16 protein-coding genes are annotated in these 25,979 nt (G+C 55.4%); 15 read left to right on the top strand and 1 reads right to left on the bottom strand.

Translation table 11 applies throughout. From position 1 onward, the window contains the following. Nucleotides 1-61 precede the first annotated feature (61 nt). The 12 genes from HNQ92_RS10770 to HNQ92_RS10720 all read left to right on the top strand — a co-directional run bounded on the left by HNQ92_RS10770 (nucleotide 62) and on the right by HNQ92_RS10720 (nucleotide 16,472). Nucleotides 62-3,415: a TonB-dependent receptor gene (locus tag HNQ92_RS10770; RefSeq protein WP_246439982.1), complete on the top strand. Its 3,354-nt coding sequence runs from the start codon at nucleotides 62-64 to the stop codon at nucleotides 3,413-3,415. A 21-nt stretch (nucleotides 3,416-3,436) separates the two neighbouring features. Continuing rightward, nucleotides 3,437-5,047 carry a RagB/SusD family nutrient uptake outer membrane protein gene (locus HNQ92_RS10765; RefSeq protein WP_184174031.1) on the top strand — a complete coding sequence of 537 codons (1,611 nt, stop codon included), beginning with the start codon at nucleotides 3,437-3,439 and terminating at the stop codon, nucleotides 5,045-5,047. Between the two features lie 105 nt (nucleotides 5,048-5,152). Beyond that, the gene (locus HNQ92_RS10760; protein ID WP_184174030.1) at nucleotides 5,153-6,304 is read left to right on the top strand and encodes a prenyltransferase/squalene oxidase repeat-containing protein; all 1,152 of its coding nucleotides are present in this window, start codon (nucleotides 5,153-5,155) and stop codon (nucleotides 6,302-6,304) included. Further along, nucleotides 6,292-7,005, top strand: a complete 714-nt coding sequence (locus HNQ92_RS10755) for a DUF6250 domain-containing protein (protein ID WP_184174029.1) — start codon at nucleotides 6,292-6,294, stop codon at nucleotides 7,003-7,005. The genes HNQ92_RS10760 and HNQ92_RS10755 overlap by 13 nt, the downstream gene beginning before the upstream one ends. Nucleotides 7,006-7,068: 63 nt before the next feature. Beyond that, complete coding sequence (locus HNQ92_RS10750) at nucleotides 7,069-8,082, top strand: family 43 glycosylhydrolase (RefSeq protein WP_184174028.1); 1,014 nt, start codon at nucleotides 7,069-7,071, stop codon at nucleotides 8,080-8,082. A gap of 92 nt (nucleotides 8,083-8,174) precedes the next feature. After that, nucleotides 8,175-10,838 (top strand): glycosyl hydrolase family 95 catalytic domain-containing protein, encoded by a 2,664-nt coding sequence (locus HNQ92_RS10745; RefSeq protein ID WP_184174027.1) that lies wholly within the window; start codon nucleotides 8,175-8,177, stop codon nucleotides 10,836-10,838. Between the two features lie 62 nt (nucleotides 10,839-10,900). After that, nucleotides 10,901-13,435 carry a glycosyl hydrolase family 95 catalytic domain-containing protein gene (locus tag HNQ92_RS10740; protein WP_221307432.1) on the top strand — a complete coding sequence of 845 codons (2,535 nt, stop codon included), beginning with the start codon at nucleotides 10,901-10,903 and terminating at the stop codon, nucleotides 13,433-13,435. Between the two features lie 519 nt (nucleotides 13,436-13,954). Next, the gene (locus HNQ92_RS28640) at nucleotides 13,955-14,371 is read left to right on the top strand and encodes an alpha/beta hydrolase family protein (RefSeq protein ID WP_246439980.1); all 417 of its coding nucleotides are present in this window, start codon (nucleotides 13,955-13,957) and stop codon (nucleotides 14,369-14,371) included. Nucleotides 14,372-14,405: 34 nt separating this feature from the next. Next, nucleotides 14,406-14,756, top strand: coding sequence for an alpha/beta hydrolase family protein (locus HNQ92_RS28635; protein WP_246439978.1), 351 nt, complete (start codon nucleotides 14,406-14,408; stop codon nucleotides 14,754-14,756). Then, nucleotides 14,753-15,247: a sigma-70 family RNA polymerase sigma factor gene (locus HNQ92_RS10730; RefSeq protein WP_184174026.1), complete on the top strand. Its 495-nt coding sequence runs from the start codon at nucleotides 14,753-14,755 to the stop codon at nucleotides 15,245-15,247. The genes HNQ92_RS28635 and HNQ92_RS10730 overlap by 4 nt, the downstream gene beginning before the upstream one ends. Further along, a complete protein-coding gene (locus HNQ92_RS10725; RefSeq protein WP_184174025.1) occupies nucleotides 15,231-15,878 on the top strand; it encodes a hypothetical protein in 648 nt (215 codons plus the stop codon). The genes HNQ92_RS10730 and HNQ92_RS10725 overlap by 17 nt, the downstream gene beginning before the upstream one ends. 129 nt (nucleotides 15,879-16,007) lie before the next feature. Beyond that, entirely contained in the window at nucleotides 16,008-16,472 is a 465-nt protein-coding gene (locus tag HNQ92_RS10720) for a hypothetical protein (protein ID WP_184174024.1), read from the top strand. A 92-nt stretch (nucleotides 16,473-16,564) separates the two neighbouring features. Here the strand turns inward: HNQ92_RS10720 and HNQ92_RS10715 are convergent, their stop codons facing one another. Next, the gene (locus HNQ92_RS10715) at nucleotides 16,565-17,683 is read right to left on the bottom strand and encodes a LacI family DNA-binding transcriptional regulator (protein WP_184174023.1); all 1,119 of its coding nucleotides are present in this window, start codon (nucleotides 17,681-17,683) and stop codon (nucleotides 16,565-16,567) included. A gap of 171 nt (nucleotides 17,684-17,854) precedes the next feature. Between HNQ92_RS10715 and HNQ92_RS10710 the strand changes: the two genes are divergently transcribed. From HNQ92_RS10710 to HNQ92_RS10700, 3 genes are all read left to right on the top strand, one after another. Next, nucleotides 17,855-20,917, top strand: a complete 3,063-nt coding sequence (locus HNQ92_RS10710) for a SusC/RagA family TonB-linked outer membrane protein (protein WP_184174022.1) — start codon at nucleotides 17,855-17,857, stop codon at nucleotides 20,915-20,917. Nucleotides 20,918-20,938: 21 nt separating this feature from the next. Beyond that, complete coding sequence (locus HNQ92_RS10705; RefSeq protein ID WP_184174021.1) at nucleotides 20,939-22,426, top strand: RagB/SusD family nutrient uptake outer membrane protein; 1,488 nt, start codon at nucleotides 20,939-20,941, stop codon at nucleotides 22,424-22,426. Nucleotides 22,427-22,605: 179 nt separating this feature from the next. Next, nucleotides 22,606-25,965 carry a DUF4450 domain-containing protein gene (locus tag HNQ92_RS10700; protein ID WP_343062985.1) on the top strand — a complete coding sequence of 1,120 codons (3,360 nt, stop codon included), beginning with the start codon at nucleotides 22,606-22,608 and terminating at the stop codon, nucleotides 25,963-25,965. Nucleotides 25,966-25,979 lie beyond the last annotated feature (14 nt).

Raw genomic sequence — 25,979 nt, 5'->3', positions numbered from 1 at the left:
AAGTACATCACCTGGCGGTGATGCAGGGCTTCTTTTATCAAAACTTACTAAACCCAAAGCTATGCAATTCTTTGTAAAGAACAAGAAATCGTATTGGTACATTTTTATGCGATTATCCTTCCAGCAGATTCTCTTGATCGGTTTTATCACCGCCGTCGCTTACTCCCGGGAAAGCGAGGGGCAGGATATTCTCCACCAACGAATCTCTATTCAGGTGGCTCAGGTACCCCTTGAGCAAGCCCTAAGTACCCTAGAGAGTAAGGCCAAGGTACGGTTTGCGTACAGCCGAAGCCTGATTCCGGTGAAGGAGCCGGTTCAGATCGTGGCCGAAAACGAACCGTTGGCTTCGGTGCTGGACCGGTTGCTGAAGCCGCTGAGTATCGACTACCAGGTGGTCAACGGGCAAATCATGCTGAAGCGTCGCAAAACGGCCTTTCTAAACGAGCCGTCCGTTGCCCCGAAAGAGGTACTTCAAGCGCCCGAAGATATTTCCGTGACCGGCCGGGTGCTGGACGCCACGAGCCAGGAAGGCCTACCGGGTGTCAATATTCTGGTGAAAGGGACCAGTCGGGGTACTACCACCAACACCGATGGTAGTTTCCGGATCGAGGTACCTACGGGCGAGGCCGTGCTGGTCTTTAGCTTTGTGGGGTACCAGCCCCAGGAAGTAAGAGTAGGCGGCCAAACTACCCTGCAGGTACGCCTGGCACCCGATACCAAAGCGCTGGAAGAGGTGGTGGTCGTTGGGTACGGAACGCAGTCCAAACGAAACGTGACGGGCTCGGTGGCTAAAGTCGATATGAAACGAACCGAAACCCTGCCCAACACCAACGTAACGCAGGCCCTGCGGGGTACCGTAGCCGGAGTGCAGTTTACGGATAATGGTCGTCCCGGCCAGGGGGGGAGCATTCACATCCGCGGGCTACGCTCCATCACGGCCAGCAACGATCCGCTCATCGTGGTAGATGGCGTGTTTTTTAACGGAAATCTGGCGGACATTAGCCCCAACGACATCGAGTCGGTGGAGGTACTTAAGGACGCCAGCGCTTCGGCCATCTACGGTTCGCGGGCGGCCAACGGCGTGATCCTGGTCACGACCAAACAGGGCCAAACCGAAAAACCCACGATCCGCTTCAATACCTTCTACGGCGTTCAGAACTTCTCGCACAAGATTCAGCTCCTGACGCCCGAACGTTACGTGCAGAAATTCCTCGATTTTCGTACCCAAAACGGCCAGACGGCCGATCCGACTCAGATACCCAGCTACCTTCAGGATCTGGAGGTCGAGAACTACCGCGCCGGACGTACGATTGATCCCTGGGACGAAATTTCGCAACGGGCCTCGATCCAATCCTACGAGCTGAGCATCGGGGCTAAGTCGGGCCGCTCGACCTACTACCTCTCGGCGGGCTACACCGACGAGCGGGGGCTGATCTACGGCGATAAAGCCAAGCGCATCACGCTGCGCTCCAACGTCGACTCCAAAGTAACCTCCTGGCTGAACGTAGGGATTACCTCGCAGTTTAGCCAGCGCGACCTGAGCGGCATTGAAGCCAATACGTCTACGGCGGGGCAGCTAAGCCCCTTTGCCACGCTCTACTTCGATGAAGCCCGGACGAACCCGATTCCTTATCCGCAAACCGACAACCTGGTGTTGCATCCCTTGTTCGACGCCATGAACAACCAGAATGAAGAAATCTACAACAACCTGTTTGCCAACGTATACGCCATCGTAGAACTACCCCTCAAGGGCCTGCGGTACCGCATGAACTACTCGCCGAATTTTCGCTGGGCCCACCGCTACAATTTTGTGCCGGTCTACCAGCAAAACGGGCTCAACCGGCTGGGCAGCGGGAGCAAGTACAACGAGGAGAATTTTGACTGGGTGCTGGAAAACATCCTGACCTACGACACCCGCCTGGGCGACAACCACCACCTGGACGTAACACTTCTCTACGGAGCCAACGCCTTCAGCTTCAACTCTACCCAGGCGGCGGGGAGCAATTTTTTCAACGATGTACTTAACTGGAACAACCTCGCCTTGGCCCAGGTCCAAACCTCGCAGTCCAACGCCTACCGGCAAGCGGGGGTATCGTCGATGGCCCGGCTCAACTACCGGTTCATGGAGCGCTACCTGCTCACGCTCACGGCCCGCCGGGACGGTACGTCGGTGTTTGGCCGTAACAATAAGTACGGCGTTTTCCCCTCGGCGGCGCTGGCCTGGATTGCCTCCGACGAAGCCTTTCTCCAGAACGTTTCCTGGCTGGATCTGCTCAAAATGCGGGTTTCCTACGGCCTAGTGGGCAACCAGGCCGTTTCACCCTACTCGTCGCTGAGCCAGATGAATACCACGCGCTACGTCTACGGCGACGGTGGCCACACCACCACGGGGATTTTCCCGTCGACGATGGCCAACGCCAATCTCCAATGGGAAAAAACCACCGCCGCCAACCTGGCCCTGGATTTCAGTACCTTCCAGGGTAGGGTAGGAGGTACCGTAGAAGTATATAACCTCGATACGCGCGATCTGTTGCTGGACCGCGCCCTGCCCGCCATGACGGGATTTCCTACCATCCGGACCAACGTAGGGGCTACCAATAACAAGGGCCTGGAAATCACGCTCAATACCGCCAATGTGAAACAGGCGCGCTTTAGCTGGAACAGCGACTTCGTCTTTTCGACCAACCGCAACCGGATCGTGAGCCTCTACGGAAACGATGCCAACAACGACGGCATCGAAGACGACGACCTGGGCAACCGCTGGTTCATCGGGCAGCCGCTGGGTGCGCTCTACGATTTTGTGCAGGATGGCATCTACCAGGAGGGCGACGAGCTCCCGGCGGGCTACCAGCCTGGCTTTGTGCGGCTGCGAGACCTCAACGGCGACGGGGTCGTTCGGGCGGCCGAAGACCGGACCATCATCGGGCAAAGCCAGCCCAAGTACCGCTGGGGCGTGACCAATACCTTCAATTACGGCGGGTTTTCGCTGTCGGTATTTGTGAATTCGCTGCTGGGCTGGATGCGTAACAACAGCTTTTTCCTGGACCCTTCCAAAAACTTCACCGGGCGGTCTATCAACCTGGCCGACGTAGGCTGGTGGACCGCCGAGAACCGGTCCAACGTGCGCCCGTCGCTGGTGTACAGCAACCCGCTCAACCACGGTTTTTACGAGAGCCGGGATTTTGTCCGGATTCAGGACGTGTCTTTGGCTTATACCTTCAAAAGCGAATTGCTAAGCCGATACCAGCTGGCCTCGGCGCGGGTGTACGTCAGCAGCAAAAACCTGGCTACGTTTACCAACTGGACCGGCTGGGACCCCGAGAGTGGGTATGCTTCGGAAGTGAGTGGCTCCTCAGACCGGGTGGGCTTTCCCACGCTCCGTTCTTTTGTGGTGGGAGTAAATCTCAGTTTTTAGTACGACCAAACCGACATGAACATGAAATCAATCCTGCATAAACTAATTGGCTGCGTGGCTATTTTGCTGCTCACGACGGCCTGCCAAGATACCTTTTTGGAAGAAACCCCGCTGGCCTTTCTGAGCCCGGAAGGGGCGTTGGTCAACAAAGCCGGCTTTGAAAGCGCCATCGCGGCTATTCACCAGGCCGCCCGCGACGAATTCAACAGCGCCAATGCCACGGGAGGCTTTAACCTCCAGCTGGGAACCGACGTGGCCACGACTGGCGACGAAACCATCCAGGCTTTCAAGAACTACGAGGCCACCGTAACGCCCAACTCCGGGCTGGCCGGTTCGGCCTGGAACTGGGCCTACCGAACCATGCTGGTGCGGGCCAATGCCGTGATCGACTACGCCCAGCGACCCGCCGCGGTGTGGGCCAACGAAGCCGAAAAAAATGCGATCATCGCCGAAGCCCGTTTTTTCCGGGCCTATACTTACAACGGCCTGGCCAATACCTACGGCGGGGTACCTATTGTGGACCGGATCTACGAAGAGCCCAAGCTGGATTTTGTTCGGGCGTCCCGGCAGGAGGTCTACGACTTTGCCCGGCAGGATCTGGAGTTTGCGGCCCAGTGGCTGCCCGAAACGACCACGCAGCCGGGGCGCATCGTGAAGGCGGCCGCCCAGCACCTACTGGCCGAGGTGTACATCAGCCTGGGCGAGTACGACAAAGCCATCGCCAGTGCTTCGGCGGTGATTGGGTCTGGCCAGTTTAACCTGATGACCACCCGCTTTGGCACCCAAGCTACTCAGCCGGGCGATGTCTACGCCGATTTGTTCAAAGACGGCAACCAAAACCGCAGCGCGGGCAACCGTGAGACGATCTGGGCGCTCCAGTTTGAGTTTCAGGCGCCCGGCGGCTTGGCGGGCCCCAATGCCAACGTGGGTAACATCGACTTACGCGGCTGGGGTTCTTTTTACGCCTCGGCGCGCGCCCCTAACGGCTCCGTAGCCATGGTCGTGGCCGACAGCCTGGGGCGCGGGGTAGGCTGGGTGCGGGGTACCAACTACCTTTTTTACGACCTCTGGCAAGACGATTCTAAGGATATGCGCAACTCGCCCTACAACATTCGCCGGGTGTGGTACTACAATTCACCCACGTCGCCTTTCTTCAGGCAGCCCGTCACCTACTACCCCGGCCTGGATACCATGCAGCACGTGGGGCCGATGCTCCGGAAAGTGGAGGGCGGCGCGCAGCTAGGCGTCAACAACGGACAAACCATCAAAGACAAATACATGATGCGCCTGGCCGAGACCTACCTGCTACGGGCCGAAGCCTACGTACGCAAAGGCGATAACGTCAAAGCCGCCGAGGACATCAACGTAGTGCGGGCGCGCGCTAAAGCCAAACCCGCTACACCGGACCAACTATCGCTGGACTACATCCTGGACGAGCGCGCCCGGGAGCTGACCACCGAAGAGCAGCGCCGCCGTACCCTGACCCGCTTCGGGATGCTGGTGGAGCGCGTGCGCAAGTACAACCACCGCAGTAGTTCGAGCATTCAGGAGAAGCACGAGTTTTTGCCCATTCCGCAGTCAGCCATCGACGCCAACATCGGCGCGAAGCTGGAGCAGAATCCGGGGTATTGAGATTCGTCATTAAAAAAAAATAATGGACCGCGGGCGTAGGTAGTTCTTGCCGTTTGAGAAGTCTGGTAAAGAATGAACCTGGCCAATTTGATACAAATGAATACCATGACACGTCGGGAATTTGTCCATACATCGTTGCTGGGAGGTACTTTGCTGGCCGTGCCGGGGTACTTGTCGGGCGCTTCGCTGGCGGAGAAAGCCGCGGCGGGCGGGTACCTGGCGCAGGTCAAGCCGGGGGTACTGGCCTGGCTGGAGTCGGTGCGCTGGCCCGCCGAGGGCTACGGGCGCTGGAAGTACAACGCCCACATGCTGCGCGACTACGGCCTGACCTCCTCGGCCCAGGCCCTCTCGATCCTGGACCTACTGGGCGAGCTAAGTACCCTGAGTCCTACCCAAAAGCAGCAGGCCATTCAGTTTTTTCAGCAGGCCCAGGACCCCACCGACGGCTACATCAAGGACCCGCTGGTGCAGCCTGCCGACCGGGTACTTGAGGCCCACAGTTGGGAGCACATCTGGGTACACATGAACGGGACGGGCGTCAAGGCACTGCGGCTGCTGGGTACCACGCCGCTGCGCCTGCAGAGCAAGCCTCCCTTCGTGGACCTGGGTAAGGTCGATCCGGCGGAGTGGATCCTGGGCCTGAACTGGTCGGGCCCCTGGCTGGTGGGCGAGCACGTGACGCGGGCCGTGCGCTGGTACTGGGATCAGCTTCCCGCTGAGCAGCAGCGGACGGACCATCCGGTCTTCGAGCGGCTGTTTGCCGCCTACGAGCAGCAGATCATCGATCCGGCCACGGGCATGCCCACGCGGCGGGGGAAAAACGTCGATGCCGTCAACGCCATGGCCGGGGCCTTCAAGGTGTACTTTTCCTACCTGCTCACGGGGCGGCCCATTCCGTACCCGGAGCGGGCGCTGGACTTTGTGCTGGCGCTGCAACGGCCCGATGGCTCCTTTGGTACCGAGAACCTGCACGGTCAGATGACCATCAATTGGGACGCCATGTGGGTACTTCGGGAGGTGAACGCGCAGCTGGCGGGTAGCCACCGCCGGGTCGACCTGGCCGCTACGGGGGCGCGCATGGCGGACTTTTTGCTCAAGCGCCACCGCAAGCCCGACGGCGGCTTTTCGTTTACGGAAGCGCACTGTTTGCACATCCACAATTCAATACGGGTGTCCCAGCAGCTTCCCGAGAGCGACACGGTGGGCACGGATATGAGCCTGATGTGCCTGCAATACGCCGATGAATGGAAAGCCTGATCCAGGTACTTAGGTACCTACGAAGCGCAGGTGTATGCTTCCTGCTGATTTTGGGAGGTGCCTTGGCGGCCCAGCCGCTGCCCGAGCGGGGAAAGCTACTCTTCCGCGATACCTTCCAGGCGGGCCTCGGCCACTGGGTGGTGGAAGCCGAGCCCCGGCCCAATACCACCATCAAGACCCAGCAAAAGCAGCTGGTGCTGGACGTAGCGGGTGGGGCTACCGTGTGGCTGAAGCGAAAGTGGACGGGAGATCTGCTGATCGAGTATAAACGTCAGGTGGTGATGGCGGGCGGTCCCAACGACCGCCTGTCGGACCTGAACCAGTTTTGGATGGCCACCGACCCGCGCAACCCGAATCTGTTCACGCGCCGGGGGCCTTTTGCGGACTACGATTCCCTGTCGCTGTACTACGTGGGGTTTGGGGGAAATGAGAATACGACGACGCGCTTTCGGAAGTACCTGGGCACGGGCGAGCGCGTGATTCACCATTCGCTCAGCGAGCCCAGGTACCTGCTGAAACCCAACCACTGGTACACGATCACCATCACGGTGGTGGGGGGTACCACCGCTTTTTACGTGGATGGCAAGGAATTCTTTTCCTACCAGGACCCCGAGCCGCTGCGGGAGGGGTACTTTGGACTCAGAATCTTTGATTCCCACCAGCGGGTCTCCGATGTCCGGGTCTACGAAATCAAGAAGTAAAAGAAGCCACGCAAAGGAGGAGTCGTTTGATTCGTGAAAGACGCGAAAAAATAATAAACCTGCATGAAATTCTTCAACGTATTTTTAGTAAGTGTTTCTTTAATAGGTACTTTAACGAGTACAAGTACCCCGCTGCCCGCTACGTTAGGTACTACTATCTCCGCCACCAGCCGCTTCACGTTTACGACCGCCCTCGGCCTGGAACCGGGCGTGACCCGCCGCGATCCCAGCGACGTGATCAAGGTTGGAAGTACCTACTACGTCTGGTACACCAAGGTGTTGGAAAGTCAGGAAGGGTACCCGTCGGGCTATCCGGGGGCGATCGCCTGGGCTACTTCCCCCGACGGTCACCAGTGGACCGAGCAGGGCGTGGGCCTGACCAGCGGGAAGGGCCGGGCCTGGGACAGCCACGGGGTATTTACGCCCAATATCCTGGTGGCCGACGGCACGTACTACCTCTTTTACACGGCCGTGCCCGAACCCTTTGACGTACCCTATACCAAGGGCGTCACGCCCACGGCTATTGGGGTGGCCGTAGCCAGCCGACCTGAGGGGCCCTGGAAGAAATTTGGAGGAAATCCCATCCTGAAACCCGAGGCTCACGAGCCCGACTACTTCGACAGCTTCCGGGTGGACGACGCCAGTCTACTGGTGCGGGACGGCAAGTACTGGTTATACTACAAGGGCCGTGGCCAGAACAAAACCACCGCCCAAACCCAAATGGGCGTGGCCATTGCGGAAAAACCCACGGGACCCTACGTGAAGCAGAAGCAGTACGGCGGCCTTCACGCGGGCCACGAAGTAATGGTATGGCCCGAAAACGGCGGCGTGGCGTCGATGGCCACTGCTTCGGGGCCGCGCGCCATCTACTTTGCGCCGGACGGAATCCATTTTGCGCTGCGCGAAAAACTAGAGGAACATCCCGTGGGACCAGGCTTATACCGCTCCGACCATTTTCAGAACGATACCTCCCTGCAACCGCCCTACTGGGACATCAGTCACCGCGTCGTGGTGGACAAGGAGAAGGGTTTTTCGCCACTTTTCTTGCAGCGCTTCGAGTACCAATCCGGAAGGTAGTTCAAGGTACTTTCTATTTTTTAACGGGCTACAAAACCGAGCGAAGCCAAGCCGATAGGGCTTCGCCGGGGGAGCCATTTTTTGTACAAATCATGAAAAAAATCGTATGGATACTACCCACGCTGTGGGTGCTGGCTTGTCGGCCTTCGACCCCGATCCAAACCGGGGAGGAGCGTGACGCGCAAACCCGCTTGTGGGACCGTGAGCAACCGCTGTCCGTCGTCGCGCGGGCGTGTACGCTGCAAAGTACCCTCAGCGCCACGAATCCGCAGCCGGTGGGCATGTCGGAGTCGGAAGGTACCCCCAATCTGAGCAATCCCAAGATGACGGTTTCGCTCTGGGGGCCTTCTGACCAGCTTACGCTGAGCATCAACAAGAACGACGTCTGGGACCGGCGCAAGGGTTGGGAAAAAACCGTGACCCTGGACGAGCTCAAGGCGGGGTACTTTGCGCCCATCAATGCCAAAAACCCTGATCCGCTGGGCTTCAGTACGGCTTGTTATCCTACCCCGGAAGGTACCTGGGTAGATCCCTACGCGGCCTGGCGGGTGTACCCCTTTCCGTGCATCAAGCCCGTGGGGCAGGTGACGGTGCTGGCCGGTGATTTTGCGGATATGCCCTCGCCAGCGGCCACGACCCGTCTGCACAACGGACTCACGGAAGTGGCGCTACGGCAGGGCCAGGCGCAGGGTACCTTGAGGTACCTGGTCATGATGGAGGAAAATGTAATCGCGGTGCAGGGTACTTTTCAAAATTTGCAAAAAGAACTAAAACTACGGTTGGCCCGCCACCGCGACACCTACGACCCGGACGACCTGCCCGCGCTGAGGGGCCGCCGCTACCGGAACTACGACGTGCGGGCCGATTCGGCCTGGAACCAGCGCCTCGAAGCCCCCGAAAGTGGTACTGACGGGACGTTCTTTTGGATCAAACAGAAAATGCCCGCCGAAAAAACCTATCCCCAGGGCTTCGAGTACCTGCTGGTGGGGCTGATAGACGGCGCGGAATATACCGTAGAAACCATCGAAGACGGCACCGACATCCGGACCCTGCCCCGGTCGGACGGTCAACTGGCCAACTACGTCAAGGAGCGGGCGGCTCGGGGAGCCGCCGCCGTAGCAACCTTCAAGAAACAAAAAGACCAGGACTTTACAGCCTATACCACCGTCGTGACCACCAACGACGCGAAGGATCTGCTGGCGGAGGCCAAGCGGCGGCTACGGGCCGCCCAAAAGCAGGGGATGCCGGGCTTGATCCAGACCAACGAAGCCTGGTACACCGCGCTTTACAATAAAAGGGAGCAGGGACGCCTCTTCACGGGCCAGGTCGAAGATGTCAAACGGGCTATGCCCGGCCTTTTCTACAGCTGGATCTACGACCACTCCCTCACCAGTCCTGACCCAACCCGCCACGAGGCGCAGGCCAAGGGGTACTCGGTGCTGGAAGAAGACGCCCCCAACTGGCACAGCCTGCCCTGTTACAACGAGCTTTTCATGTCTACGCCTTTGTCGGTGGCTAACCGTAGCGAACTGTTGAGCTACTACGTGAAGTTGATCGGTCATTGGCACGAGGTAGCCCGCAAAAACGCGCGGGAGGTGTTTGGCCTGCCGGGGCTGTACGTGGGTCACGGGTACCTACCACCCATCAAGCCCGACGAATACCCGCATTCGCACGTGGTCTATGAGCTCTCGATGGACATGCCCGCGCAGCTGATCAAGTACCTCTGGGACGTCTGGGAGTACGAAGGCGACACCCGGCTCCTGCGGGAGCAAGTCTATCCGGTCCTGAAAGACCTGGCGGTTTTTTACGCGGCTTTCGTGAAGCTGGAGGCCGACGGGTACTACCACATCGAGCCCACCATTCCGCAGGAGCGGTGGGTGTTCAACTACCGGTTCAAGTACAACCGCGACGCTACCACCTCCATCGCCCTGTTTCGCTGGGCGTTTCGAAGAGCGGCGGAAGCCGCGGCCCTGCTGGACGTAGACGAAGCCGAGCGGACGCACTGGCTGGAATTGAGTGAAAAGCTTCCTCCTTATCCTCAAACAACTACCCCGGACGGGCCCATCTGGATACCCGTGGCGGGCGACCCGCTGCAAGAAGATCTTAGCATCGGCTGCCTGGCCAAAATCAGCGGCATGATGGCCCCCGTGACCTTGACCAACGAAGTAAACCTCGACTCCGACCCGGCCGACCTGGCCATCGCCCTGCGCTCGGCGCGCTTTCATGACCCGGTGGTGTGGGACAAGTACTTCGTTTTTCACCTGCTGGGTCAGGCCAAAGACCGGCTCTATCGCTATGTAGGTACCACGGGTCGCTGGCAAAACCAGTCGATGCTGGCGTCGATGAAAAAAAGCGAGGAAGGCTACCACATCCTGGATACCCCCGAGGCGCAGGTCAACGCCTGCTGGCTGGAGCCCGAGCGGCTGCTCAACTCCCGCAGCGGCCGGATGCACCTTTTTCCCTGCGTCGCCGACGATCTTACGATCAGTTTCAGGCAGCTACTGGCCAGCGGCGGCTTTGAGGTGTCGGCCGAGCGGCAAAAGGGGGACGTGACGTTCCTGGAAATAAAAGCCCGGCAAAGTACCCCCTGCCGGGTCGCGAATCCCTGGCCGGGCCAAAAGGTGATGGTGGTAAATACCAAAACGGGTGAGCAGATAAGCCCGAGCTACGATACGCACCGGCTACCCGGCTTTTCGTTTGCCGCTCGGGCGGGCGCTACCTATTCGATTCGGCGCGCGGACGAAGCGGCGAAGTAGGGCTAAGTACCTGCCCGTAGTGTATAAACCCGCTAATGGGTAAATTTTAAAATCAAGCCTAGATGCCCGTTTTACCCCAAAGAATTCGATTGTATGCCCGGCTAGGTACCTGGATGGGTTTCTTGGTCCTTGTTGGTCCGCTGGTGTGCCTTGGTCAGCGGCCTCAGAAGTCCGTTTCGTCCTTCGAGCGTGCCCAACTACATGGGTTAACCTACCCCAAGCCCGCCGTTAATTTTTTTGAAGGCGCCGTACTGGGCAATGGGGGCATGGGCGTCGTCGTAACGACCCGCCCCGACGCCGTGGTGCTCCGGTTTGGGCACAACAATGTGTGGGATATCCGGGTGGCCGAAGCCAATCAAGAAAAGTTAGGTACCTTTCAGGAGATTTTTGACCGGGTTTCCCAAATCCCCGATACGCTACCTTCATTAACTCAAGATCCCTGGTTTAAGTCGTACGCTACGATGGCGCGCGAGAATTACGCCAAGCCGTACCCGCGACCCTTTCCCTGTGGCTCGGTACTGCTGGGCTTCGATCGCCGGGAGGTAGAGCTGCTGGGGCACACGTTGTCGGTGCAGGATGGGCTGTGCGAGGTCCAGTTTCTGTTTAAGGAAGAAAAAGAGTCAGCCACCCTACAGCTTTTCGTAGACCGCACCCGCGACCGCCTCTGGATGCGGGTGATAGACGCCAAGGACCAGCCATTGACTAAAAAACTGTTCAATCGGCTACGCGTATTGCCTGATCCTTCTACTCCAAAAGAATTCCCCCGCTACCAGGTACAGACCGACACAGCCGCCGGGGTACTTTCTTTTCAGCAAACCCTGCCTTATCAAGTACCTGAGCAGTACGATCCGCAGCGGGGCCACCCGCGTGACCGCGCCTTTGCCCTGACAGTCCGGGTCAATTCGACGCTGGGTACCAAAGCGCGCCCGAATTGGGAAGGGCGCTGGCAACCGATGGGCCGTTTGGAGAATACTCTTGAAGCGGAAGGAAACCTGGTAGGTTACGTGGATTTGCGGGAAGGACTGGCCGCTGAGCTGGCAACGACAGGTACCTGGCCTGACGCACCGCCCAGCCACGATCAATACCAAAGTACCTACCAGCAAAACCGACGGCACTGGCAAGACTACTGGGCGCGTTCGGGCGTACAGTTATCGGATTCGTTTCTGGAACAAATCTGGTACCGCAATCTCTACTTCATGCACTGCGCCGTGCGCGAGGGCGTCACTTGTCCGGGTTTGTTTGCCAATTGGTCCTACCAAGACATAGGTACCTCCTGGCACGGCGACTACCACTTCAACTACAACACCCAGCAGCCGTTTTGGGTCACGTTTTCGAGCAATCACCTGGAACAGAATCTACCCTACGTGGAGCTGGTCAACAACCTGCTGCCTGTCTGTCAGCAGTGGGCCAAAGAATACTACGGCCTGCGGGGAGCCTACTTTTTTCACAGCGCTTATCCCGTTGACATGACGACGAATCCCTACCCCGTACCCACCTGGGGATGGGAGATCAGCGAAACGCCCTGGACCGTGCAGAGCCTGTGGTGGCATTACCGCTATTCCATGGACACGACCTTTCTGCAGGAGCGCGCCTACATACCCATGCAGCAGGCGGTTCGGTTTTTGGTCGACTACATGAAGCGTCCCGAAGCCTCCGGCCCTCCCCGCTGGAACGACGACGCTTACCACATTTTCCCGACGGTACCGCCCGAGCTCTACGGCCTGCGTCCCGGTTTTGCCTACAACTACGACTGCCTGGCTGACCTCACCCTCACCAAGTACCTCTTTCAGGCGTTTCGGGAAGCCACCCGGGTCCTTGGGACGGAGGGGCAAGAACGGGCGCTGTTGCGGGACGTCGAAACCATTTTGACTCATTTCCCAAAGTACCCCACGGCCCGCACGAAAACAGGAAAGGAGGTATTCGTTTCGGTACCGGGCGAGCATCCCGACATGGTCTATAACGTACCCGTACCGCTCATGACGTCCTTTCCCGGCGATGAGCACGGGCTGCACTCTGCGCCCGATACCCTGGCTTTGCTGCGCAATACACTTCACCACAGTGCCATCGAGGGTGCCAACGACCTGGTCTTTCATTCCCTGCAAGCCGCCCGCCTGGGAGCGCTGGACCTGGAAGCCTTTAAGCGGCACGTGGCCTACTGCCTACTCCCCAATGGTACCGCCACCGACCGGACCCTCCAGGTAGGCGGACGCCTGCACGACGAGACTGCCTTTGACTTTCACGATAAAATGGGAATCTGGTTCGAGAATTTTGCTTTGCCCGCCGTCATCAACGAGTGTATGTTGCAAAGCTATACCGATACGCTACGCCTCTTTCCCAACTGGCCCGACCAGGGAATCGCCCAGTTTGCCACGCTGCGCACCATGGGAGCCTTTTTGGTAAGCGCCGAAAAACGGGACGGGCGAATCACTTTTTTTGAGGTTTTCAGTGAAAAGGGGGGCTTGCTCAAGGTCTACACGCCGTGGCCGACTGGTGCCCGCCTGCACCGGGGACGTAAAGTAGAGCGAGTTTCGGGCCGGGTACTGATGATCGAAACCGAGCCGGGCGAAACGCTTCGCTTTACTCCCCTTAAAAAATAGCGGCGACTAAACGCAGCAAACCCAAGGTACCTTATTATAGATCCGTAAGTTAGTTCGTAAACTCTTCCGGATTGATTGTAAATGAGCCCCTTTGAATTCAGAGGAGGGAAACACTATATGGTACTTTACAAACCTAGTAATCCCTCAATAACTCGTGAATTGAGCTGTAATGATTCGGACGCTTCGAAAGCTCAGAGCTAGTAGACACTATACACGCGAATTCACGCTTTAATATTAGTTCTTGCCTTCCTACTACTAAGGCTTCGTCTAGTATTAGAGAAAAGTCCCCACCTATAAAAAAAATCAGAGGGGTGTAATGTTCTTTTCATTTAGCCACTAACTAAGGAAAAGAACAGAAAGATGAAGAAATTACGCTTACTTATCGTGTTGATTCCTTGCCTTACGCAAGCGCAGGACATCACAGGAAAATGGAATGGAATACTTAACGTGCAGGGAATGGAGCTCAGGATGTTATTTCATATCTCCCGAGAAGATTCAACGTAGGCAGGAACCCTGACTTTGCCTGAGGGCAAGAAAAAATTTCCTGCGACTATTTTGCTCACCGGATCCGGGCCTCAGACCAGGGATGAAGAATTTATGACCCATAAGCCGTTCCTGGTACTGGCCGATCACTTGACAAAAAACGGCGTAGCTGTCCTTCGTTATGATGACCGGGGCTTTGCTCAATCAACCGGAAACCATGGGAGAGCTATTTCCGCCAATTTCGCCAATGATGGGAGAGCCGCCATCGCCTATCTCAAAACAAGGAAGGAGATTGACAAAAGCCGCATTGGGCTGGTCGGACACAGCGAGGGAGGATTGATCCCTCCTCTGGTGGCTGCCGATACCGAAGTAGCATTCATGGTACTGCTAGCGGCACCTGGTGTTCCCGGCAGTGAGATAACGCTTAAACAGGCAGAAAGAATATCTGAATGATGTGATACCAACTAATAAAAGTATCCTTCTGGGAATGGATAAAGAAGAATTCATTGTCATGCATATTTCGCAATTCAGAAAACCCTGGATAAAATACTTCTTTAGGTATGATCCCGTAATTTCATTGAAGCGTGTAAAATGCCCCGTGCTTGCACTCAATGGAGCAAAAGATGTGCAGGTAGCACCGGAAAACTTGGTAGTCATCGAGAAAGCCATCAGACAAGCCGGTAACGACAAGGTAACGATCAAAGAATTTTCGAACATGAATCATTTATTCCAAACCTGTAAAACGGGGGCCATGGACGAATACGCTACCATCGAGCAAACAATCGGTCCCTTCGTGCTTGGGGAAATTTCTAGCTGGGTAATAAAGCCAACAAAGTGAGTACAGATTTTTATCAGACATCGATTTTGCCCTTTGCTGCCATCATTATCAAGATCTGCAGAGCCTATACCCATTCGCAGGAAGATTTTGAGGATTACTACCAGGAAGTTTGCCTACAAATCTGGAGGAGCAAGGATAATTTTCGCGAGCAATGCAATTGGTCCACGTGGGTTTACCGCATTTCGCTGAATGTGTGCCTGACGCTGCTCAAAAAAAAGAAAAATAATGGAAAAACGTATTTCACTTCGGATGTTTTACCCGATGTGCTAACCATTGAAAACAGAGCCTTTGAAGACGAGCATCTGAACCAGTTGTACGTTGCCATCAGGCTGTTATCAGAAGTTGACAGGGCCTTGATTCTGCTCTATCTGGAAGAAAAGTCTTACCAGGAAATGGCCGACATCCTTGATACCAATGCGAATAATATAGCTGTCCGTGTGAGCAGAATTAAAGAACGTTTAAAAAAAATACTTCATGGAAAAATCAATTGAAGCCATTTGGAAAGAAGGCTTTCTGAATGAAAAGAGCTTGGGTGCCCCAAAAATTAATGATTTGTACAACCAAAAATCGAAGCACCTCGTTGACAAAGTGCAAAGGATGTTCAGGATCAACTTGCTTATTATTATCATTTCGGCCTTTTTCTTCCCCATTGTATATTATTTCCTGGATGCTCTTTGGGAAGGGCTTGCTGCCTCTGTACTGCTCCTTCTTACGGCCTGGTACAACAAGCGACAAATGAATAGCGTCAAAACCTTGGATCAGGGAACAACCAGTCTTGATTATCTCAGGTCGTTGGACCGATGGCTTAAAGATGTTCTTTTGAGAAGTGAGAAAATACTACGTTTTTCTTATCCGCTCTATTTTCTAATTGCCATGAGCACTATATGGTCTGCATGGAATAAGGAAGGGCTAACCATGAAAATACATCAAAAACTCCCAAACTTGCTGTTTGTTGGTAATACTCCCTTGTTTGCTCTAATCATTGGGGGAGTAACAACACTCTTGGTGTTCTATTTTTCAGATAAAATCTGCCAATGGGAAGTACGTTTGATGTATGGACGTGTATTTGACAAATTGGAGGCAACAATTGCCGAGATGGAAAAGCTGAAACAGGAAGTATAAAACTGCCTCAGCGTTAGTACGAAACCAGTGAACGCTACTCGTTGAGATTTTTTAGCGTTGCCAAATTTAAAGCGATAGAGTAGTAACCAATCCAATATTCAGTTAATCAATTACTTAAAAATCACGATCATGGAAATTCGTTGCATCGACAATAAAACATTTGAACTCTTGGATAGTTCAGGGAATCTAGGGTATATTATCTATGATGGTTTGCTTTCCTCTAAAGCCACTATTTTAGTAGGGGAGGACAATTATAAAATTATACCCCTAGGGATTTTAAGCACATCTATTTCGGTGACTAAAAATGGTGCGGAGATTTCAACTTTGGAAATGAATTGGAAGGGAAATATCACAATTTTATTTGAAAATGGGCAAAAATTTATAGTGAAAGCCACCGGCTCTTTCCGGGATAAGTTTGTGCTTGAAGACGAAGATCAGCAACAGATACTGCTATTAAATCCGGATTTTAATTGGATCACCTTTAATTATAACTATAGCGTTTTATACGATAATAAATCACAGGATCTATTATTGATTTTGCTGGCAACTTACGCTGCTAATTATTACACCGCTGCCATGGCCTCAGTATTGTAAAAATGCATGAAAATAGGCCAGGCTTATAACGTTTTATTTTTATTCGCATAGAAGGGAAAGCCAACAGGTATTTTACCAAGCTACTTCACGTATTAATAAATATACACCAGCTCGTCGCCGTGCGTATCGCTTTTGAGGTAGCGACTATAGGAGGCGATGAGCTGTTCGTCGCCGCTTAGCTTCACGCTCGACCGCCGCACGGCGATGTCGCACTTCAGGTACTCGGTTTTGTAGCGGGTACTTTTGCCGGTTTTTTCGATTTCCTGAATGCAGAGCTGCGCGGCGGTACTGCCCATCTCAAAGCCCTTGGGATTCAGGCCCGTCACGGGTGGGTCCAGGAGGGTGTGCATGGGGTCGCTGCCAAAGGTCGCCAGACCGAGCTCCTGCGGAATCGAAATACCCGCCCGGCGCGCTTCCACTACCACAGCCGTAGCGATGGGGTCGCTGCCCGCAAAAATGGCGTCGGGGCGGGGGCTCAGTTTCATGAGTTTCTGAAAACCCAGGCGGCCGTCCTGGTACCCAAACCCCACCGAAAGTACCAGCTCCGGTTGGTCCGGGAGGCCGTACTGTTGCAGGGCTTTTTGATACCCTGCCAGCCGGTCCTTGCAGGCTTTCAGGTAGTTGGGGCCGGTGAGGTGGGCAATGTGCCGGAAGCCCGCTTTGATCAGATTTTCGGTCAGGGCAAAACCCAGCGCTTCGTCCTCAAAAAGAACCCGGTGCCCCGCTACGTTTTCAGGGGCCCGGTCAAAAAACACGCAGGGGGTACCTTGCTGCTTGAGGTGCCGGAAGTGATCCGTTTTCTGCGTTTGCTCCGAGAGGCAGACCAGCATCCCGTCTACCAGATTCGACAACGCGTAGACCTGCACCAATTCCCGCTGGTAGTTTTCGCCCGATTTACAAACCATTACCTGGTACCCTTTCTGAAACGCCACTTCCTCGATGCCGTTCAGGACCGACGCGTAAAACGAGGATTGGATTTCGGGCAGCACCAGGCCGATCATTTTCGTCCGGCGCTCCCGGAGGTTCTGAGCCATGGTGTTGGGCTGGTAGTTCAGCTTCTTGGCCATTGCTTTAACCGCCTCTATGGTTTCCTGGCGGATGTCCGGGTGGCCCCGGAGCGCCCGGGACACGGTGGAGGCGGAAATAGATAGCTTTTCGGCAATGTCATAAATCGTTACACTGGTGCGCCGATTTCGGGCTAGACGGGGCATAAAGAATCTGGAGTAGGGGTAGCCATTCAATTTTTCAAAGCTACTTAAATTTATTTTTAACCGCAACCGATAACGCAATCGCTTGCATAATTTTGTTTATTTTTTTATAAGAAATGTTATATTAGTATTGCCCCTATAAACTATTCCTATACCCACTTTAACGACTACTGTATGTTGCATTTTTTAATTAAAATTCCCGGCAAGTACCTGCTATTGCTGGGGCTTTTCGTGTCGTCGGCTTACGCCCAAACGCCGGGCAATCTGACCATCAGTGGCATCGTGACGGGCCGGGCAGACGGCCAGCCGCTGGCCGGGGCTACGGTAGTAGTGGGCTCCACCACCCAAGGTACTACCACCGACGCTAACGGCCGCTATACCCTCTCGGCTCCCGCCGAAGGTACCCTGACGGTGAGTTTTATTGGTTACCTGGCCCAAAACGTACCGATCAACCGGCGTACCGAAATTAACGTGGCTCTGGCGGCCGATCCCAATGAGCTTTCGGAAGTAGTAGTAGTAGGGTATGGTACCCAGCGCCGCCGCGACCTGACCGGCTCCATCGTGTCAGTATCGGCGGAGGCTATCAAAGAGATGCCCATTACGTCGGCCGAGCAGGCCCTGCAAGGGCGGCTGTCGGGCGTACAGGTGATTCAGGGCAACTCCTCACCGGGCGGCTCGTTGAGCATCCGGGTACGCGGCGGTAACTCGGTACGCGGAGGCAGCGAGCCTTTGTACGTTATCGACGGTTTCCCGGTGTACAACAACATTGGGACCAACGACGGCCAAAGCCAGCCGATCAATCCCATGTCGGCCATCAATCCCAACGACATTACCTCCATCGAGGTACTTAAGGATGCCTCGGCTACGGCCATTTACGGCTCGCGCGGGGCCAACGGCGTGGTGATCATTACCACCCGGCGCGGGCAGGTAGGCGCGGGGCGCGTTGAGTTTGAGGCCTACTACGGCCAGCAGACCGTACGGCGCAAAATCCCGATGCTGAACGCCCAGGAGTACATGGAGCTCACCAACGAGCGGGCCCGCAACATTGGCGGCAATGTACCTTATCCCGATTTTAGCCGCTGGACGGCCGACACCGACTGGCAGGACGCCATTTTTCGTCCGGCCCCGATCAGCAACTACACCCTGACTTTTTCGGGCGGCTCGGAAAGCAGCCGGTACAGCATCTCGGGCAACTGGTTCGACCAGCAGGGCATTGTGGAGGGGTCAAGCTTTCAGCGGGGCTCGGTGCGGCTCAACCTGGACAACCAGCTCAGTTCTAAATTGAGCCTCAGTACCAACATTACAGCCTCGCGCGCCATGACCGACCAGGCCCGCACCAGCATCAACTTCACCAACGGAATTGTGTACAGTGCGCTGGTAGCACCGCCCGTGGCGCCCATCACCAACCCCGACGGGAGTTACTTCAACATCGGCACCGTACCCACGGCCGACCCCGCCTGGAACAACCCGGTGGTGCTGGCCGAGGGCTTCTCAAACGGATTGGTCGCGAACCGGTTTTTGGGAAATACCAACCTGACCTATTCCATCCTGCCCGACCTAACGTTCAGCGTGCGGCTGGGGCTGGACTACACCGTGAACCGCCGCGATAGGTACCTGTCGCGGCTGCTGCCCGGTTCTACCGGCAACGCCACCATCACGGGGAGCGATAACTCCACCTACCTGAACGAAAATATTCTTTCCTACCGCAAACAATTTAACAACCACAGCCTGAACGCCGTGGGCGGTTTTACCTGGCAGGAGACGATGGCTAGTTCTTTCTCGGCCAATTCGCAAAATTTTGCCCTGGATATTTTCGGTACCGACAACCTGGGCGCGGGAAGTACCCTGGGAGCCCCGACTTCCAGCCGCAGCCTCAACACGCTGCTTTCGTGGCTGGGACGTGTCAACTACGTATTCAACGACAAGTACCTGCTCACCGTTTCGGCCCGGGCCGATGGCTCCTCGCGCTTCGGCACGGGCAACAAGTGGGGCTTCTTCCCGTCGGCCGCGCTGGCCTGGCGCTTGTCGGAGGAGGCGTTCCTGAAGCAGGTAGACTGGCTGAGCGAACTAAAAGTACGCACCAGCGTGGGCGTGACGGGCAACCAGGAAATCGGGAACTACAACTCACTGGCGCGGTTGGGTTCCGTAGCGGCTATTTTTGGGGCCAATCAAGGGCGTGTCATTGGCTACGCTCAAACTTCCATGCCCAACGCCAACCTGAAGTGGGAAACCACGGCGCAGTACGACGCCGGGCTGGACATCGGCCTCTGGAGCGGCCGTGTCAACGTGAATCTGGACTACTACGTAAAAAACACCACCGACCTGCTCACCTCCGTGCCCGTTGCGATTTCCTCGGGCTATGCCAGCATCCTGTTCAATTCCGGCTCCATTCGCAACCAGGGCTTTGAGGTAGCCGTGGACGCCACGGTACTCAACAAAGAGCGGCTGCGCTGGAATATGGGCGTCAATTTCTCGACCAACAAAAACGAGGTAGTGAGCGTGGCCGTGGAAGGCGGACAATTCTTTGCGCCTAACATCTCCTCGCCCGTAGATCTACCCGTAAACGTCGTGCGGGAAGGAGAGCCACTGGCGGCTTTTTACGGCTACGTATCGGACGGCCTGTGGGAAACCAACCAGGCGGCGGGGAGCATCATGCCCAACGCCAAGGCGGGCGACCTGCGCTACAAGGATTTGAACGGCGACGGCGTAATCAATACTGCCGACCGCACCATCCTGGGTAAGCCCAATCCGGACTTTATCTACGGCATTACGTCCCAGCTCACCTTCGGTCCCTTTGACCTGAATGTGCTCTTGCAGGGGCTGGAAGGCGCCACGGTTTTCAACGCCAACAAGTACAGCATCGGCGATGCCTTTGCCCGGAACGCCAACCAACTGGCCGAAGTAAAAGACCGCTGGACGCCCGAAAACCCCAACCTGAACGCCAAGTACCCCCGGCTTTCCAACGTAAATCCGCTCGTGTCGGATCGGTTCTTTGAGGATGCGTCCTACTTCCGGCTGCGCAACATTCAGCTGGGCTACACCCTACCGACCTCGATCAAGTGGTTCCGCTCGGCCCGGGTGTACGTGAGCGGACAAAACCTCCTCACCTGGACCAGCTACACAGGCTACGATCCCGAGGTGGATTCGGTGGGCGGCGGCGATCTGCGCCAAGGCGTCGACGTAGGCGCCTACCCTTCGGCCAAGACGATCACGTTTGGGGTTAAATTCGGTTTTTAATTTCTTTAAATTCAGCTTACTATGAACTTGCTAACGCATCTACATACCCGGAAGTCCTGGCTCACCCTGTCGCTTTCCGTGGGCCTGCTTACCAGCTGTAACGAGCCGCTCCAGGAAGAGGTATTCAGCTTTATTTCAACGGTCAATTTTTATAAAACCGCCGCCGATGCCGACGCGGCCGTCATTGCCGCCTACGAGCCCTTTGTTTCGGACAACTACTACCGGCGTAATTTGTACAACGTGTGCCTGCTGGCCGACGACCAGGTTACGATCGGTCGGAACCCGCAGTTTCAGGAGATGGATAACTTCAACATGGCCGCCGACCACCCCTTCACCACCAACCTCTGGGTGCAGATGTACCGGGGCATCAACCGTGCCAATACGGGCATCAAGCGCATTCCGGGGATCGACATGGATGCCACCCGGCGGGCGTCGTTGATGGGGGAGTGTTACTTCATCCGGGCCTACAACTACTTCAACCTCGTGCGGCTCTTCGGCGGAGTACCTTTTACTACCGACGAGATCGAAACCGTAGACCAAACCAACAGCCCCAAGGCCAGCAAAGAAGTTATTTACGAGCAGATCATCGCCGACCTGCTGCAAGCCGAAAGTACCCTGCCCACGAGCCGTACGGGCATTGAAGTAGGGCGCGTGACCAAGAGCGCGGCCCAGACGCTCCTGGCCGACGTGTACCTGACCCTGGAGCGCTGGCCGGAAGCCGCCAGCAAGGCCAAGGCGGTGATGGATGTGGGCAACCACCAACTACTTACAGACTTTACGCGGGTTTTTGCCGTAAACAACGAGAACAACGCCGAAATTATCTTCTCGATCCAGTTTGATGGCAACACCATCGGCAACTGGCTGGCGTCGTTTGCCCACGCGGGAGGTACTACCAACCCCAACTGCGCCAACGGCGTACAGGTGTGGTCGGTGGAGGAGAAGTCGGACATGTGGCTGAACTGGGACGAAAACGACAAGCGGCGGGCCTTTACGGTCTACGATCGCTTCGTCAACAAAGCCGGACAAACCATCAACGTGTATAACACGGAGCGCCCCTTCCCGGCTTTTGGCAAGTACAACGCCCCCAACGAAGTGAACGAGTCGAGCTGTCCGCTCAACCCCATCGTGTACCGCTACGCCGACGTGCTGCTCATCTACGCCGAGGCGGCTTCGCAGGCGGCGGGCGCTCCCACGGCTGAGGCCTACGCGGCCATCAATCAGGTACGTCGGCGGGGCTACGGGCTGCCGCTCGGCACCGTATCGGCGCAGGATCTACCCGCCGGACTAAGCCGGGAGGCCTTCCGGTCGGCCGTACTCCGGGAGCGGAGCCTGGAGTTTGTGATCGAAAACCGCCGGTTGTTCGACCTGATGCGGACGGGACAGTTTCCGGCCATTCTGAAAACCCAGGGCAAGAATATCAACGAGCGGGCCACCCTGTTCCCCATTCCGCTGGCCGAAATCAACGCCAACACTTCCCTGACCCAGGCCGACCAAAATCCGGGGTATTGAGGAGGGAGAAGCAGCCGGGGGTACCTGATGGGACAAGCCAGCCAAGTACCTGGTGGCCTAAGCGGCTGCACGACTGGCCGGCCTACCCAAAGCCCCAGGTACGTTTGGCTCAAAAGAAGGTACCTGGGGTAGTTTTAAAATCAGCGGTCGGATACTGACAGCGAGTTGACAAGGTTGAAATGATAAACATAAAGCCCCCTAGTGCACTGGTGTTCCTGCTGATTATGGGTAGTTATTTTACTGCTTATGGTCAGCTGGATGGGCCAAGAACCCCTTATTTTGCGGAAGGTACTCGTGTGGTTGGGTTAAATAAAGGGTACTTTAATAATCGGCCCCTCTACGGCTCTAAGGCCGGTACCTTTGTTCTGGCGGGGGATAAACCTTTGATTCGGCTTGTATCAAGTCCATACCTATGCGGTACTTTTATGGCCGGGTTTGCCCGAGACGGAAAATCCAAATTATTGATTGATTTCAAGAAGTCGAAATCTAGTTATAGTGGCAATAGGATCGAGTGGATCTTAGAAGACCCGGCGTTTCCCAATTTGGTACTCACACTTGCCGTAGTACCTATGGACTCTTTAACGGGCTGCGCTATTCGCCTTTCGGTCAATCAGGCCCAAGCATCCGATAAGCTCTTTTGGGCCTACGGAGGAATTAGCTATAAAAGCAAGAAAAATAGGGGCAAGGAAGTAGATAGGAACTTGGCCTGGGAGCTTGATATAATGGGGTATCCGGAGCTTTCAAAATGGAATTTTAGCGCCGAAGAATGTAAAAATAACAGCATTGAAATAGAGGAGAAACGGCTTTTTATAAGATCAACCGTTGGGGGTAAATCCAGCGATGTATTCGTGGCGGGCCAATTTCCTAAGGAGTCAGAGGTACTGGTAAAAGAGGCCGATGTCATTCGTGATTTTACTACCTGGGATGATCTGACGGAAGCTAAAGTACCCCTGGCGGTGGGTGAGATTGATTTAAAAAAGGAAGCGCTGGATTTTTACTGGGCTTTTGAAGTACTTACCAACCCCACCGGCATTCCGTCCGAAGTGTCAGCCCGTGCCCTGTGGGATACCTCCTGCCGAAACGCGACCAGGATCACCGAGCAGGTAGCGGTTGCTACGCCGGACCACCACCTCAATGCGTTGGCCCCCTTGTCGAATACGGTGATCAGCAGCCTGTTTAAAGATTCGGTTTATTTGCACGGAGCCATGTTGTGGAACGAACCCTATCCTGGCTGGCGGACCGTCTACGGTGGGATTATGTACGGTTGGCACGAGCGGGTATTACAGCAAGCGCACTACTACCTCCCTTATCAGATACAGCAATCGGACAAGACCCGGCCCGCCGCCGACGAAACCAAGCTTTTGACCAAACAAAGTAATCAATCGAGGTTATACGGAGTGGGATACATTGCTCGGAACCAGGATATTCATAATTTTCAACCGCTCTTTTTTGATCAGCTCATCAGCGCCTGGAGGGCCACGGGGGACACCGCCCTGCAGCGCATCCTAAGTCCAGCGCTAACGCTTCACCTGCAATGGCAAACGGAATGCTTTGACCCGGATGGCGACGGATTGTACGAAAGCTACGTCAATACCTGGCCCACCGACTCGCAGTGGTACAACGGAGGCGGAACCGCCGAAGAAACGTCCTTTGCGTACCGGGGGCACCTGGCGGCGCGGGATATGGCGCGGCAACGCAACGACCAACCCGCCGTTGATTTTCACAACGCCGTACTGGACAAAATACGGACGAGCTTTTTCAGGAACCTTTGGCTCCCGTCAAAGGGCCATTCCGGATCGTACAAGGAGCAGGGAGGCTACCAAAGGGTACATGTAGACCCCTGGCTGTACAGTATATTCCTGCCGGTCGACGTAGGGCTGGTGGATTCGGTGCAGGCCATTTCGTCGCTGTATTATACCAAATACGCCTTGCAGAACGACCCCATGCCCTTAGGGGGGCGGCAGGTGTGGACCTCCAACTGGGTGCCGGGTATTTGGTCCATTCGGGAAAGGTACCCCGGCGACAACTACCATTTGGCGCTCGCCTACTTTCAAGCCGGCCTGGGTGACGAAGGATACGAGGTTTTTAAAGGTACCTACCTGGAAACCGCCTACAATGGAGCCGTTCCCGGCAACCTGGGCGCTGGCAGCGGAACGGATTTCGGCGACTGCGCGCACATGTTCGTCAGGACGTTGGTGGAGGGGCTGTTTGGCTACCGGCCGGACTACCCCAACGGCGTGGTCAAGATAGCGCCTACTTTTCCGGTAGCCTGGGATAGCGCAGCCATTCAGGTACCTGACTACGCCCTGGATTACAAAAGGAGCGATCGCGAAAGCCGGTATTATATCTCCTTGAAAAAAGCCGCCACGTTGAGCTTGTTTCTTCCGGCTGATTTTGAGCATATAACTGCAGTGTTTGTGAATGACAAAAAGGTAGATTGGCAGCTTCGCCCAGGTATTGGCCGTTCAATGATCCATGTAAAGTCGGAGATAACAACAACGGCGAAGATCGTCATCGTAGGAAAAGGGAAACGGGTTTACCATCAGGAAGAAAAAATCCATAAGAAGGTAGGCGAGAAGCTAAGATTAAAAATCAAGCAGGGCGAAATCGTTTCTGTCGCTGATGCGGAGCAAATTCTTCAACATGTAACGTACAAGAAAAACGTACTTGAAGCCAGGGTAGGACAAAATACCGGCAACCACTCCCTAAGCGTATACGTGAAAAACGGGCAGCATCCCCAACTACGCATTTACCGCCTCAAGATCACCGACCCGGAAGGAGAGCAAAAAGAGCACGACAAGTCCCTTAAGGAAGTACCTTTAAACGCATCCTGGGATTGTATAAATATCAAAAATGATCTCAACGCGGATGTTCGGACTATTTATCAACAAAAGTACCTTTCTCCCCGGCCCAATACGGTGTCTGTCCGGATTGGAACGGATGGCTACTCCCCCTGGACTTTTTTGTATTGGGGAAGCAAAGCTCCTGCCATCAAATTGGATTCAGCTAATTTACAGGCAACAGGAAAAAATACAACCTTACTGACCAAGCAAGGAGTCCCATTTCAATGGATGGGATTAGAAAAAAATATTGCCTTTGCTTCTTTATGGGACAACTGGCCAAACGATGTTACCTTTTCAGTCAATAAAAAAGGCAAAGCGGCGTATTTTCTTGTTTGCGGATCGACTAACCCTATGCAGTGTGCCATTGCCAATGCGGTTATTTATTTGAACTACGCCGACGGCTCCCGCGACTCGCTGTCACTCGTTCCCCCACATAACTACTGGAATCTTTCCCCCATTACCTCGTTGGCTCGGGCTCCGGGACAGATGGCCAGGAGTGACTACTTGGCCGAAGTAGATGCATTTTGTGTACCCAGGCCCCTGCCCGAAACGGTGCAGTTAGGCCAGAATTGCCGGGCCATGTTACTCAATAGAAGGCTTAAAAAAGGGGTTGAGTTACAATCGGTTGAGCTCAAGGCTTTGTCGCAGGAAGTGGTGGTCGGTCTGATGGGTATCACGATTTTGCAGACCGATTGAGGTACCTTGGGTCC

This window comes from Rhabdobacter roseus, from assembly GCF_014202275.1.
GTDB classification, from domain to species: domain Bacteria; phylum Bacteroidota; class Bacteroidia; order Cytophagales; family Spirosomataceae; genus Rhabdobacter; species Rhabdobacter roseus.
The sequence above is the reverse complement of the archived record's forward strand: the minus strand, read 5'-3'. Positions and strand labels throughout refer to the sequence as shown.